This is a genomic window from Ruegeria sp. CH6, assembly GCF_056537005.1.
Window position 1 is genome coordinate 487,904 of record NZ_JBQFQS010000002.1, and the last position, 14,181, is coordinate 502,084.

12 protein-coding genes are annotated in these 14,181 nt (G+C 56.3%); 9 read left to right on the plus strand and 3 right to left on the minus strand.

The window, feature by feature from the left end:
• Positions 1–32 precede the first annotated feature (32 nt).
• From ACR0CW_RS06730 to ACR0CW_RS06745, 4 genes are read left to right on the plus strand one after another with little or no spacing between them, the layout of a single operon-like run.
• Complete coding sequence (locus ACR0CW_RS06730; RefSeq protein WP_480787463.1) at positions 33–2,258, plus strand: sensor histidine kinase NtrY-like; 2,226 nt, start codon at positions 33–35, stop codon at positions 2,256–2,258.
• Complete coding sequence (ntrX, locus tag ACR0CW_RS06735; RefSeq protein WP_155147211.1) at positions 2,255–3,664, plus strand: nitrogen assimilation response regulator NtrX; 1,410 nt, start codon at positions 2,255–2,257, stop codon at positions 3,662–3,664. Before ACR0CW_RS06730 ends, ntrX begins: the two co-directional genes overlap by 4 nt.
• A 43-nt stretch (positions 3,665–3,707) precedes the next feature.
• On the plus strand, positions 3,708–4,340 hold the full coding sequence (locus ACR0CW_RS06740; protein WP_480787234.1) for a helix-turn-helix domain-containing protein: 633 nt from the start codon (positions 3,708–3,710) through the stop codon (positions 4,338–4,340).
• A gap of 43 nt (positions 4,341–4,383) precedes the next feature.
• A complete protein-coding gene (locus ACR0CW_RS06745; protein WP_480787235.1) occupies positions 4,384–5,565 on the plus strand; it encodes an MFS transporter in 1,182 nt (393 codons plus the stop codon).
• Between the two features lie 18 nt (positions 5,566–5,583).
• Here ACR0CW_RS06745 and ACR0CW_RS06750 read toward each other — a convergent pair whose 3' ends face one another.
• A complete protein-coding gene (locus ACR0CW_RS06750) occupies positions 5,584–6,063 on the minus strand; it encodes a hypothetical protein (RefSeq protein WP_170330677.1) in 480 nt (159 codons plus the stop codon).
• A 96-nt stretch (positions 6,064–6,159) separates the two neighbouring features.
• Between ACR0CW_RS06750 and trkA the strand changes: the two genes are divergently transcribed.
• The 5 genes from trkA (at position 6,160) to ACR0CW_RS06775 (ending at position 11,070) form a co-directional block, all read left to right on the plus strand.
• Positions 6,160–7,536 (plus strand): Trk system potassium transporter TrkA, encoded by a 1,377-nt coding sequence (trkA, locus tag ACR0CW_RS06755; RefSeq protein ID WP_155147203.1) that lies wholly within the window; start codon positions 6,160–6,162, stop codon positions 7,534–7,536.
• Positions 7,536–9,074 carry a TrkH family potassium uptake protein gene (locus ACR0CW_RS06760; protein ID WP_170330675.1) on the plus strand — a complete coding sequence of 513 codons (1,539 nt, stop codon included), beginning with the start codon at positions 7,536–7,538 and terminating at the stop codon, positions 9,072–9,074. Before trkA ends, ACR0CW_RS06760 begins: the two co-directional genes overlap by 1 nt.
• 130 nt (positions 9,075–9,204) lie before the next feature.
• A complete protein-coding gene (gene hfq, locus ACR0CW_RS06765) occupies positions 9,205–9,444 on the plus strand; it encodes an RNA chaperone Hfq (RefSeq protein ID WP_010440340.1) in 240 nt (79 codons plus the stop codon).
• Positions 9,444–10,715, plus strand: coding sequence for a GTPase HflX (gene hflX / locus ACR0CW_RS06770; RefSeq protein ID WP_480787236.1), 1,272 nt, complete (start codon positions 9,444–9,446; stop codon positions 10,713–10,715). The genes hfq and hflX overlap by 1 nt, the downstream gene beginning before the upstream one ends.
• A 49-nt stretch (positions 10,716–10,764) precedes the next feature.
• Complete coding sequence (locus tag ACR0CW_RS06775; RefSeq protein WP_480787237.1) at positions 10,765–11,070, plus strand: putative quinol monooxygenase; 306 nt, start codon at positions 10,765–10,767, stop codon at positions 11,068–11,070.
• An 18-nt stretch (positions 11,071–11,088) separates the two neighbouring features.
• On the opposite strand, the gene ACR0CW_RS06780 is transcribed toward ACR0CW_RS06775, so the two are convergent.
• Both ACR0CW_RS06780 and ACR0CW_RS06785 read right to left on the minus strand, forming a co-directional pair.
• Positions 11,089–11,484 carry an SgcJ/EcaC family oxidoreductase gene (locus tag ACR0CW_RS06780; RefSeq protein ID WP_480787238.1) on the minus strand — a complete coding sequence of 132 codons (396 nt, stop codon included), beginning with the start codon at positions 11,482–11,484 and terminating at the stop codon, positions 11,089–11,091.
• A gap of 111 nt (positions 11,485–11,595) precedes the next feature.
• The gene (locus ACR0CW_RS06785) at positions 11,596–14,058 is read right to left on the minus strand and encodes a penicillin acylase family protein (protein ID WP_480787239.1); all 2,463 of its coding nucleotides are present in this window, start codon (positions 14,056–14,058) and stop codon (positions 11,596–11,598) included.
• Positions 14,059–14,181: the final 123 nt, after the last annotated feature.

The following is a 14,181-nucleotide window of genomic DNA, read 5'->3' on the forward strand; positions in this document are numbered from 1 at the left end:
TATCGATTAATCGGTGGCGTAAGTCCCGAAAGATGCGCAATTTCGGCACCTTGGGCCTTGTGGTTCTTGGACCTGCGCTTGCATTGGCCACGTACCTCGTAATCGGACCGTTCGATCTGGGCGCGACTGCGCCGACATTGCGTCTGATTCTCCTTGCCGACCTCGTTTACGTGCTGGTGGTCGCTGCGCTGGTTCTAGGGCAATTGGGCAGTCTTATCGCCGCGCGGCGCGCAAAATCAGCGGGATCAAGGCTTCACCTGCGTCTTATCGGTGCATTTACGCTGCTTGCGCTGGTGCCGACGGTAACAGTGGCAATATTTGCCGGGCTGACGGTGAACATTGGCCTTGAAGGCTGGTTTTCAGATCGCGTCAGGCAGGTGGTGGGTTCGTCGTTGACGGCTGCCGAGGCCTATGAACTGGAGCACCGACAGGGTTTGACGCAGGACGCGACGGTGCTTGCTCGATTCCTTGATAATGCACGAACGCTGGATTTCTATATTTCAGATGCAGAGCTGCGCGAGGTTCTGGCGCAAGGGCAGGCGCAAATCCAGCGTGGTTTGCGTGAGGCTTATGTCATCGACGGTAGTGGCGAGATTCGGTCCCGTGGAGACCGTTCCTATCTGTTTAATTTCGAACCCCCGACGCCTGAACAGATAGTTGAGGCAGACGACAAAGGCCTGCTGATTATCGCGGATTGGTCGAACAATGAATTTCGCGCACTGGTTCCTTTGAAAGCCTACCTCGACCGGTACCTTTACGTCAGTCGCGATGTGGACGGCCAGCTGCTGACTTTGCTGGACGACACCAAAGAAACCGCACAGTTCTACCAGCAACTTGAGAGTGAACGGGGCAGGGTGCTGTTCGAGTTCGGTCTTTTGTACCTTGGATTTGCGTTGATCCTGATCCTTGCGGCTATGTCGCTGGGCATGTGGTTTGCCGAACGCCTGTCGCGCCCCGTTGGGCGCCTGACCACAGCGGCTCAGCGCGTGGGGGCAGGCGATCTGAGTGTTCAGGTGATCGAAGAGGCCAATGACGACGAGATCGCCATGCTTGGCCGCTACTTCAACCAGATGACCCGCCAGTTGAAGGGCCAGCGGGATACACTGCTTGAAAATACGCGGCAGATTGAACGCCGCAGGCGCTTGTTTGACTCGGTGCTCAGCTCGGTGACATCTGGTGTTGTAGGGGTCGATCCCGACGGCTGTGTTACGTTTGTGAACCGTTCGGCTGAACGTTTGCTGGACTGGTCAGGGGGTGAGCAGCATCTCGCGATCGGGATCGCCGTCCCGGAATTTTTGCCGCTGTTTGAATCTCTGCTTGAAGGCGGACAAGAAGCTGTTCAGGGCGAGGTGAAAGTAACCCGCAAAGGTCAGCTGGAAAATCTACTGGTCCGTATGGCAACACGTCGTGGAGAAGACGGCGGATTGGAAGGCTATGTTGTGGCCTTTGATGATGTGACCGATCTGGTCAGCGCCCAGCGGATGGCCGCGTGGGGGGATGTTGCCCGTCGCATCGCGCATGAGATCAAGAACCCCCTGACACCTATCCAGTTGAGTGCAGAAAGGATCAAGCGCAAGTTCTCTCGCAAGCTTGATGAGGAGGATTGCGAAAGCCTCGAGTCGATGACCGATGTCATCGTTCGGCAAACCAACGACCTGCGCCGGATCGTGGACGAATTCTCGAAATTCGCACGGATGCCCGAGCCGGATCGGCACGAGGCGAATGTGGTTGATCTGGTTCGTGAGGCCGTTCTATTGCAGCAGGCAGGGCAGCCGGATGTTCAGATTGATGCAGATCTGCCTGAAGAGCCCATTCTTGCCGATGTCGATGCGACGATGCTGAATCAGGCGCTGACGAATCTGATCAAGAATGCCGGTGAAGCCATTGGAACACTGAAAGAAAAAGGAGCGCCCGATAATCTGGCGCCGCAAATCAAGGTCGTAGTGTCCAGCGATGAGGCTGGAACCATAATCACCATAGCAGACAACGGAATAGGTCTACCTGAAGACAGGGCTCGGTTGTTCGAACCCTATGTGACAACACGCGATGAGGGGACCGGTTTGGGCCTGCCCATCGTGAAGAAAATTATCGAAGAACATGGCGGTGCGCTGACGTTGGAAGATGCGCCCGTATTTGACGGACAGGACCATTTTGGCGCGATGGCCGTGATCCGTTTGCCGGGGGCCAGTATTTCCCCCGCCGTCGCGCCACATAAGCAGGCAATTGATATAAACAAGCTGAAAGCAGGCCAAAGATGAGCGACATTCTGATCGTAGATGACGAACGCGATATTCGCGAACTGGTGTCCGACATTCTGGAGGACGAAGGCTATTCCACCCGCCTGGCTGGCAACTCGGACGAGTGCATGGCCGCCATCAACTCCGAGCCACCAGGGCTCCTGATCCTTGATATCTGGCTGAAGGACAGCCGTATGGACGGGATCGATATTCTCAAGGCAGTTAAGCGCGACAACCCGGATGTGCCGGTGGTGATCATATCGGGGCATGGCAACATTGAAATTGCCGTCGCTGCGATCAAGCAGGGCGCTTACGATTTCATCGAAAAGCCTTTTAATATCGACCAGCTCATGGTGGTCATCCGCCGCGCGATGGAAACCTCGCGCCTGCGCCGCGAAAACGCGTCGCTCAAGCGGAAAGAGGTCAGCAGCTCGGACATGATCGGCAAATCGGCCTCGTTCCGTGCAATGCAGGGCCAGCTGGACAAAGTCACGAAGTCCAATGGTCGCGTGATGCTGAGCGGTCCGGCCGGTTCGGGCAAGGAAATTGCTGCGCGATACATCCATGCGCATTCCAATCGGGCAAATGCTCCGTTCGTCACTGTGAATTGTGCGGGTGTTGAGCCAGAACGGATGGAAGAAGTTCTGTTTGGACGCGAATCCTCAGAGCGCGGGGTAGAATCCGGGTTGCTGGAAGAGGCGCATGGCGGTGTCGTCTACTTTGACGAAGTGGCCGATATGCCGCTGGGAACGCAATCCAAGATCCTGCGGGTATTGGTGGATCAGCAGTTCCAGCGGGTAGGTGGAACCGACAAGGTGCGGGTAGACCTGCGGGTCATCTCGTCGACCAACCGGGATCTTGATGACGAGATTGCAGCCGAACGGTTCCGGGAAGAGCTGTACCATCGTCTGAATGTGGTACCGGTAGCCGTACCTTCGCTGGAAGAACGGCGCGAGGATATTCCGGTTCTGGCGCAGCATTTCATCGAAATGTGCAATGAAACCCAAGGCCTGCCGATCCGCGAGTTGTCGGACGAGGCGGTCGCCCTGTTGCAGACGATGACTTGGCCCGGAAACGTGCGGCAACTGAAAAACCTGATCGAGCGTGTTCTGATCCTTGGTGACGGTACTGGCCCGATTGAGGCACGCGAATTGCCGAATGAAGAGGAAAAAGCCGAAGACTCGGGCCGCGTTGTCCTGTCCGGTGCATTGGCCACGCTGCCATTGCGTGAGGCGCGCGAGGCATTTGAGCGTGAGTATCTGCTGACCCAGATCAACCGGTTTGGTGGCAATATCAGTCGGACCGCAAGCTTTGTCGGCATGGAGCGCAGTGCGCTGCACCGCAAACTTAAGTCGCTGGGTGTTGTCACGTCGAACAAATCCGGTGCGCGGGTCGCGCATATGGATGAGCCCGAGCCAGCAGAGTAACTGGACGGGCTTTTACGCGATCAGGTTTGGTGCAACTCGATTGATGGCTGCACCCACCTGCATCGTTTCGAAAGGCTTGGTACCAATGGTTGCAAATATGGCAGAGATCGGGATGGCCAAAACGGTGGGTTACCCCGCATTTGGAAGCCGTCTCAAACGGCTTCGTCGTTCTGTCGGGCTGAAACAGTCGGCGCTTGCCGACTTGCTTGAGGTCGACCAAACCACGATTTCGAGATGGGAGAATGGACAGCAGACGCCGGCCCCTCATGTTCAGCAGGCGGTTTTCACGGCACTGGGGCCAACAAGATCGGAAGATGCTGCCCTCAAGCGACTGGTCATGAATTCCTCGGACTGCATCCATCTGGTAGAAGAAGCCAGCCACATTTGCCTCGCATATTCGGCTAGTCGCGCCAATGATTGGAAAACCAGCCAGCGTGCGTTGCTAGGGGTATCTCTTTGGCAGTTCGCTACAGACGAAATTCAGCAAGCTGAGGCCGAACTGAAAGACGAAGGGTGGTGGGATCTGCAAACACCAGCGCCCAAAGCGTTTCTGACGTCCGAAGCGCTGCATGATGAAATCAGGATCAGCGCCGGGCAGATCATTTGGGAGCGCCTTTACCTATCGGATGGCACGCCCGTTCGGCTGGTCAGCGGGGCTCGGATCAGCGGCGCATAATTTATGCGTTCCTGCAGCCCGATGGACGCTGTAGACCTGCCATATGAATCCATCGCTTCGAATATTCCTGCAGGTCATTCTGCTTTGGTGCGCGGGACTGGGTGCTGCAACCCAGTTCGCCAAGATCGCGGTGCCATTTGCTGATGTCGGCCTGCTTTATCCCGCACATGCAGATGCGATTGGGTGGCTGTTGTCGATCATCAGCCTGATGGGTGCTGTGCTGGGTGCAACTTCGGGGGCTATCACCGGTTGGGTCGGGCCCGTGCGTCTGTTGATTGCCGGTCTCGTGCTCGGTGGTGCGATCTCATTGGTTCAGGCCACGCTTCCCGGATTTCAGTTGATGTTGGCTAGCCGAGTTGTCGAGGGATTGTCTCATCTGGCCATTGTTGTTGCCGCACCAACTCTGATCGCCCAGATCACGCAAGGCAAAGCACGAAACGTAGCGATGGTGTTGTGGAGTACCTTCTTTGGCGTAGCGTTCGCGATGAATGCTTGGTTCGGGCTGCCATTTGTAGATCAGTTCGGTTTACCCGCTTACTTTGCTCTACACGGTGCTCTCATGTTGGTGATGGCCGGATTGATTGGCTTATGTCGCCTGAAGGTAAGTATAGGATCGCCGGAAGGCGCGAGTTGGGGGCTATCCGCATTTGTCGACGCTCATCTGCGGACGTATCGCTCTCCATTTATCTCAGCCCCTGCACTCGGATGGTTTTTCTACACGCTGACCTTCGTATCACTCCTGGCGATCCTGCCCGGGCGATTGCCAGAAGAGCAGGGTGCGTCAGTCGCAGCCTTGATGCCGCTGGCCGGGATCGTTTTGTCATGGTTGCTGGTGCCGATCCTGTTGACAGTTTTTTCTTGCGTAACCGTGGTCAATCTTGGTTTTGGACTGGGCATAGTGGCCATTCTTTCCCTGTTTGTGGGGGCACCGCTGGCACTGATCTGTATCGCGTTGTTTGCAGTGCTTGGGTTAGTGCAGGGCGGCAGTTTTGCAGCCGTTCCAGAGCTGAATGAAGCCGCCGAGGATCAGGCGCTGAGCTATGGCGCGATGGCCCAGATGGGAAATGCGGGCAATCTGCTTGGCACTCCGGTCCTATTGGCGGTGCTTTGGCGCGTGGATGAGGCGGGAATGTTTATTGCGGTCGCTGGGTTCTATGCAGCTGCAGTCATTTTGCACATCATACTGGCGCAGCGACGCAAGCGTGCATTGGCCGCTTTGGGCTAAGTGACCACTCCGGGAAACCTATCCGGCTTGTCCGGGCGTGATGATTTGGAATGAACCGTCGTCGAATTTCACGAAACATGAGGCGCTGCTGAGTGGCGGTAGCTTGGTTGTTCGAACCGGCGCAACCTTGGATTTCACCCCAGATTTACAGGGCGGCAGGCTGACAGGGCGATAGCCTTTCTGTGCCATGCATTGTGCTTCGACCGTGTTTCGCAAGTCTTGGTTGACGTCGACTGTGTAAACATTGCCGGGCTGCCACCAACCCGGTGTTCGATAGCAATAGCCTCTTCCATCGCAATAGGTTCTGCCGGGCCAATAGACCGGTGGATTCTGTCTGATCTGGTTTGCTACCGGTGCGTCCTTGAGCGCCTGCACCTGACATTGCGTGGTTTCCGTTTGCATACGAGATACGGATTCACCTTCGCGATAATACAGCGAAAGCGGGCCGCACGAGGCGAGCACCATCAGGGGGATAAGCAAACGAAGCACTGTTTTCATATGCTTATCTTGCCTCACCTGTCTGTCCATGACAATTCAATTGACCGTTTTGGGGGCATCTGTCATTCAAAGAATTCAGGCAGAAGGGCCAAAAACATGAAGGTCATCATTTGCGGTGCTGGTCAGGTTGGCTGGCAGATTGCACGGCACCTTTCGGGCGAGTTGAATGACGTAACGGTTGTGGACAACAATCCCGATCTGGTGCGTCGCGCGACAGAAACGCTGGATGTACAGGGAATCGCAGGCTTCGCCAGCTATCCGGACGTGCTGGACAAGGCAGGTGCGCGCGATGCGGACATGATCATCGCCGCAACCCATTCGGACGAGGTGAATATGGTCACCTGCCAGATGGCGCATTCGGTGTTTTCCATCCAGCGTAAGATTGCGCGTTTGCGGTCCAAATCTTACCTCGAAGCGATTCACTCGGATCTTTATCGCCGAGATCATCTGCCGATTGATGTGGTGATCAGCCCTGAGCGCGAGGTTGCGGCTGCCGCGATGCGTCGCCTGTCCGCGCCATCAGCGTTCGATACCGAAATTTTCATGGACGGTAAGGCACAGTTACTTGGCATTCGCGTGGACGAAGACTGCCCGATTGTGAATACACCGCTGAGGCAGCTGACAGATCTGTTCTCGACACTCAGTTCGATTGTGGTGGGCGTGCGTCGTGAAGGGTCATTGTTTGCCCCTGAATCCGAGGATCAGCTGTTTGTTGGCGATGAATGCTATGTCTTCACCAACGTCAAAGATGTCGACCGAACGATGGAGGTCTTTGGTAAGGCCCAAAAGAAACAGGACCGCGTCGTAATCGTCGGCGGCGGTAATGTGGGGCTCGAGGTTGCCCGCACTTTGGAGGAACGCGAAAGTCGGGTCCGGGCCAAAGTGGTCGAACGCGACCGTAAATGTGCTGAAGTGGCTGCTGAGGCGTTGGAACGAACGATTGTCCTGAATGGCGACGGGCTGGACGCTGCGCTTCTGAGCGAAGCGGGTATAGAACGGGCCGATGCGATGTTGGCGGTCACGGATGACGACCGGACCAATATGCTGGCGGCCGTTCGCGCCAAGGCGGAAGGATGCGCTCTGGCGATTGCACTGATCAATGATCCCAGCATGGTGGCGTTGATGGGACCGCTTGGAATTGATGCCTATATCAATCCACGTGCAACCACTGTCAGCTCGATCCTTCGTCACATCCGTCATGGACGCGTGCGTCAGGTTTATTCCATCGGGGATGCCGAAGCCGAAGTGATCGAGGCAGAAGTACTTTCGACATCACCTATGGCTGGGCAAAAACTACGCGATATTGACTTCCCCGAAGGTGTTCTGGTGGGAGCTGTGCGTAAAGGCGATGAAGTTCTGAGGCCGACAGGCAGTTTGCGCATTGATGAAAAGGATGTCGTCGCAATCTTTGCCATGGCCAAGGACGTGCCTGAGGTCGAGCGGCTTATGCAGGTTTCGATTGATTTCTTCTGATGGTGACCGCGCGCAAACAGCAGCTCGGATTGATGCGGCGATTGCCGCTGTTTCTGCTGATCTGGGGATTTGCGTCTCTGGCGATGTGGATTCCTGCGATCTATGCGCTGGCCCTGGATGATCATCCCACCTCACGCTCGTTCTTCTATTCAGGGATTGTCGGACTGTTCTTTGTCACGGTCATCGGATTGGCGATGTCAAACCGAGAACCAAGGCGCGGTACGCTGGGACAATTGGCCGTGCTGTTTGCATCATTTACGGTTCTGCCTCTGTTTTTGGCAGTGCCGCTGCATGATGCACTGGGCAACACGAAATATCTGAATGCCTACTTTGACATGGTCAGTGCGCTGACCACGACTGGCGCCGACATGTTCCCTGATCCGACGCGACTAACTGCGCCCCTGCATTTATGGCGAGCACTGGTTGGATGGCTGGGCGGATTGCTGATGTGGATATCTGCTGCAGCCATACTTGCGCCGCTGTCATTGGGTGGATTCGAGATTACCGCGCGGGGTCAGCCGGGGCGACCGGTCTCGGGCGTGGCTCAGAGCGAAAAGGTTGATCCGCGCGGTCGCCTGATCCGTGTGACTCGTACATTAACACCTGTCTACGCAGGCCTGACGTCGGTGATCTGGATCCTGCTGCTGGTCGCAGGAGAGCAGGGGCTTACAGCAATTTGTCATGCGATGTCGGTCATGGCGACATCGGGAATTTCTCCGGTCGGCGGGCTGGAGGGATCGACTGCCGGGTTCACTGGTGAGGCAATTCTGTTTCTGTTCCTGTTCTTCGCCTTGTCGCGACTGACGTTTTCCACCGACACCGCTGCATCGGGCTATTCAAGACTTGATAAAGACCCCGAGTTTCGAATTGGTCTGATGATTGTTATCGCTGTCGCGCTGCTTTTGTTTTTCCGGGTTCTGGCCGGGGTGAGTGAGATTGGTGGCCAGATGGATGCCGGGCAGGCCCTGTTTGTGATCTGGGGGATGGTGTTTACCGTCATGTCGTTCCTCACCACTGCTGGCTTTGAAAGTGCAAACTGGAATGATGCCCAGCAACTTTCGGGGCTGGGAACGCCCGGCTTGGTGCTGATGGGTCTTGCGCTGATCGGTGGCGGGGTGGCGACCACTGCTGGTGGGGTCAAGTTATTGCGAGTCTATGCGTTGTATCTGAATGGCGCGCGTGAGATTGACCGTCTGATCTATCCCTCATCCGTTAGCGGTGCAGGGGGTGGCAATCGTCGGATTCAGAGCGATGGTGCCTTCATCGCATGGATCTTCCTGATGATGTTCGCGATCACGCTGGGTCTGTTTGATGTTCTGCTGGCAGCAATGGGCGTGGGATTCGAACAGGCGATGGTCCTGAGCGTGGCAGCACTCAGTACAACCGGACCCCTGATCGAGTTGGCGACTGATGTACCGATCCGGCTAATTGATCTGTCTGCGGGGGCCAAACTCACGCTGTGCGCGGCGATGGTTATTGGGCGTTTGGAAACACTGGCGATCATCGCGTTGATCACACCGGCACTTTGGCGAGGGTGATCTGCTTGCACTGGCTTATCCTAGTGCCTGATTTTTCATCTGGAATATCTTTGCGCACCACTCCATACTCACGCAGAGGGAGCGCGTTGGTCCGCAGCGCGTAGCAAGAACAACGGCGAGATAATAAAATATGGCTTCGGACAGACAGAATCTTCAGGATGCGTTCCTGAATAATGTACGGAAAGCAAAGGTCCCGGTCACCATTTTCCTGATCAATGGCGTCAAATTGCAGGGTGTGATCACCTGGTTCGACAATTTCTGCGTATTGTTGCGCCGCGACGGACAGTCGCAGTTGGTCTACAAGCACGCGATTTCGACAATCATGCCATCGCAGCCGATCAGCCTGTATGAGGGCGAAGACGCCTCTTGATGGAACACGATAGGGCGCGCACCCGGGCTTGGGTGCTGCATCCCGAAATCAAATCAGATGAACAGCGCCGTGTCCCTGAACCGGCGCTGGAAGAAGCGGTGGCACTGGCTGCCGCGTTGCCCGATCTGGATGTGATCGGGTCCGAGATTGTGCGCCTGCAACGCGCGCAGCCGGGTCTATTGTTCGGCAGCGGCAAGATCGAGGAACTGGGTGAACGGTTTTATGAGAATGAGATTGAACTGGTTCTGATTGATGGCCCCGTAACACCAGTTCAGCAGCGCAATCTGGAAAAGGCCTGGAAGGTCAAGATTCTCGATCGGACTGGATTGATCCTGGAGATTTTCTCGGATCGTGCGCGTACCCGTGAAGGTGTGCTGCAGGTCGAGATGGCAGCCCTGAGCTACCAGAGAACGCGACTGGTGCGCGCCTGGACCCACTTGGAACGACAGCGGGGTGGGCTAGGATTTGTGGGTGGTCCGGGTGAAACGCAGATCGAAGCCGACCGTCGCGCAATTGATGAACAACTCGTCCGCCTCCGGCGCCAGCTGCAGAAGGTGGTCAAAACGCGGACGTTGCATCGCGCTGCGCGGGCAAAGGTACCTTATCCAATCGTGGCGCTTGTCGGATACACGAACGCAGGAAAATCCACCTTGTTCAACCGCCTGACCGGTGCCGAAGTCATGGCCAAGGACATGTTGTTTGCCACGCTCGATCCGACCATGCGCAGAGTTGAACTGCCCGATGGTCCCGAGGTTATCCTGTCCGATACGGTGGGTTTCATTTCCAACTTGCCGACCGAGCTGGTGGCGGCTTTCCGGGCTACCTTGGAAGAGGTGCTTGGCGCTGACCTGATCATACACGTTCGTGATATCAATCATGAGGAAACCGAAGAGCAGGCGAGGGATGTTGAAACCATCCTGACCTCTCTCGGCGTGGATGATACGCGTGTGCGGTTGGAAGTCTGGAACAAGATCGATTTGCTGTCGGATGAGGATCGCGCCGGTGCGCTGGCCCGTTCTGACCGTGATCCGGAAATTTTCTCGATATCCGCCGTGACCGGCGAAGGTGTCGAGCCTTTACTGGCAGAGATTGCGACCAAGCTGCAAGGCGTGCGGCATGAAGAGAAGCTGACACTGGACTTCTCTCAGGGCGACAAACGTGCCTGGCTATTCCGTCAGGATGTTGTGCGGTCGGAAGAGCAAACGGAAAGCGGATTCGAGATCACCGTTTTATGGACTGACAAACAGGCGGCTCATTTCCGCGGGCTTTGATCGGTTTGTAACCGAACAACGACGGCGACGATGCGTGGAGGTATGAACGGTGACGGGTGCTGAAACTGCCAAGGTATTTCTGACCGGCTTTCTGGATGTGCCGCGCGACAGGTTGGAACAGGTGCGGGCTGCGTTGCCGAAGCATATCTCTTTGACCCGTGCTGAGAGGGGCTGCATCTCATTTGAGGTTGTCGAGGATGCGGCACACACTGGTCGCTTCAATGTGTCAGAAATCTTTGAAAGCCAGAAGGCTTTCGAGGAACATCAGAACCGCACCAAAGCATCTGATTGGTTTAAGGTAACAGAAGGTATCCCTCGGGAATACTCGATCACGAGCGGAGATACTGAAGGCTGAATAAGGCTTTCAAGTTAGTCACTGCCCGTCAATTTGGCGTTGATAGTCCTCGGCATCGAACCATCCCAGCGATGACAGGATTTTATGGTCCGGGCCAAGCTCCCATTCCTCCCAGCCGCGTGTCACAACGCGATTTCCGGTTTCGGCATGGTGCCCCTCAAGGGTCCAGACAAAGATGGCATGGCTGCCAGCCCAGCGCAGCATGTCACACCGCACTTCAAGATCGGGGAAATCTGAGTGAAAGCCTCGCGCCATCTCGGCGATTGCCGCGCGTCCCTGCAGCGGTTCACCTCGGTTGATGATGATCTCGCCATCGGGCGCAAAGAACGCGGCTACGGCGTCAGGGTCGCCGGAACTCCATGCTATAGCATAGTCACGTGCCAGATTGTTCAGGGTATCACGAACGCTGCCCACGAATTTCCCCCTTGATGTCGGTGCGTCAGCGCTGTCGATGCTATTCGAAAACGCGGGTACTCGTCCACGCCGCCCCGGATTGGGGGCGGGGAATTGCCGACATGTCGCGGATTATCGCGGATTGAGGACGGTGACACCCACTGCTGCAGCGCGCGCAAGATCAAGATCGAGCGACATCGGAATGTACTCACCACGTCGCCAAAGCTGAGCCTGATCGTCGTAATAGCGGGAAAGGAAGTGGCCGGATTGCCCGGTTGCCGTAATGAATACCGAGCTGTCCGGGTCTGCAAAATCGTAAACGCCGCGATATCCTGCGCCGTGTACGTTCTGGAACGGGTCCGGTCCGGTGCCGGATGTCCGGCCGCGCAACAGGGTGTTGTCTCCGCCGCTGGTCGACTGGCGGATGTTGACGAAGTACCGAAGGACAGGAACAGAACCAAGTACCGGATGATCATGCGTCGCCTGATGAGCATCGCCCCAGCGCAGAGATTCAAGCGAACCACCGTAGCGTTCGGAAATCCAGATCAGGGCATCGTCCAGCGCCAGTCGCGCCATATCGGTGCAGGTTTCCACTGGCGCGCTTTGTCGAACGTCACACCAGACCGAAGCCCCATCGATATCGCGATAAACACGCTCGATGAACAATGGCTCAACATGCTTGTATTCATTGGCCAGCGGACCGAGCTCGTCCGAGATCAACCGTATTTGCAGGGCTCGCAACCACGCAGCATAGATCAAAGGTTCCGGCAGATGTTCATTCATCTCGCCGTTCCATTCCGCCAGAAGCCCCAACGCGACCTGACGTTGCCGTTCGATCGTGCCTTCGGGCGCGGAAGCACCGGTGAACCAAAGGTCTGCGCCGATGAGCGGTAGCAAAGAGCGAGCAGTGAAGCTGACGGTATCAAGCTGCGCTTCGATAAAGCTGTCGCGCGTGTGAACTTCGCGGGATTGCATCAGACGCTCCCACCGATGCACACGTTGCGTATCGCCCCATTCATAGGACACATGATCAGGAAATGGGCGGTCGATGATCTTGTTGTTGGTGTTGCCCAGAACACCGCCAGCCGGTGCGACAAATTCCGGGTTGTCTGCATAGGGCAGGCGGCCCTGCCAACGATTCTCGGCCAGCCAACCAGGTGTTGGAATACGCCCGCGACTTTGATTGTTGAGATCGCGCTTGGGCATCGCGCCGATCAGTTTCATCGCAATGGTGTTCGTATCGACCAAAGACAGGTTCTGCGAAGGTGCGATGAAATCCTCAGCCACAGAGATTGCCTGACGGACATTATCGGCATTCATCAAAGCCATCGATGCGGTCATCGATGTGTCGCGCGGGCTGAGTGCAGTCCAGGACAATGAGGCCACATGACCCGGAGGTGTGATCGTTTCAAGGTTATAGTGGCTGCCGGGCAGAACCGGGCCATTCTCGGTCCACCGCAAGGTCAACGTGATCGGGGCGGTACCTTTGATATCAATGATCGAAGGGCGTGTTCTGAATTTCTTGAACCCTTCCGGTGTGAGGTATTCTTCCGGATTTTCAGGGTTTAGCTTTTCGATGTGAACGTCCTGGTCATCCAGATAGGACGATGTCAGCCCCCATCCCAGACGGTCGCTGCGACCAGTCATAACGGCGGGTATGCCGGGGATCGTTGCACCGATTACACCGCCTTTGGCCAGTTCAAGCCGGGCAAGATACCAGACGCCGGGTGCCGTAAAGCCCAGATGCGGGTCGTTGGCCAAAAGTGTTCCACCGCTGGCCGATCTGGAGGGTGCCGCCGTCCACGCGTTGGAAGCGCCAGCCAAACCGCGTTTGGGAAATGGCGATAGCGGCGTGTCGGGCATTGGGGTTCCGGCTGCATATTGCGGCAAGCCCGGAAACAACGAAGCGTATTCCGGCAGCGCTGCAATTCCGGGGCCGGGAACATTTGGAAGGATATCCGCCAGTCGAGCCGGATCATTCAGCATCAACGAAGTTCTGGCACGTAGCACTTCGTCCTCAAGATGGCCCGATAGTTGCAGCCCCATCAACTTGATTACGGCAATGCTGTCACCGGGCTGCCAGGGTGAAACCGGAGCGTTGAAAAGGAACATCTCGGGCGCGCCTCGGCCCAGCGCCATCTCGTTTATTTCGTCAAGACGTGCGTTGACCCCTGCCGAATAAGCCCGAAGCGCGGCTTTGGTGTAGTCGTCCTGAACCTCGACTGATCTGTGGGCCAGGCCATACAAGTCCAGACGTCGCAACAGCTTGTCGATGTGGATTGTTCGCTGACCAAAAACCTCTGACAGGCGGCCCTGCGCCGTGCGGCGCAAAACTGTCATTTGCCAAAGGCGATCCTGTGCATGGGCATAGCCGAGGCCAAAGAACACATCGGGGTCATTCTCACCCAGGATATGTGGGACGTTGGCGGTGTCGCGCACGATTTCAATCGGTGCGTTAAGCCCTTTAACCTCAAGAGTTTGATTGTAATCCGGCAGGGATTGATTGGCCAAAAAATAGGCCAGCCCGATAGCGGCCAGAGACAACAGGATAAGACCCGAGGCAATACGCATCAGCCAGCGAAAGACAAGACCCATCGGCACCTTACCAAATCGTTCATTTCAGATTGCGCTGAGGTTAAATCATGGCGCGCATGACCGAAAGAGGAACAGCCCGAGAATCTTAGTAGAAAACAAAAAGACCTCGCCACTGCCGAACTG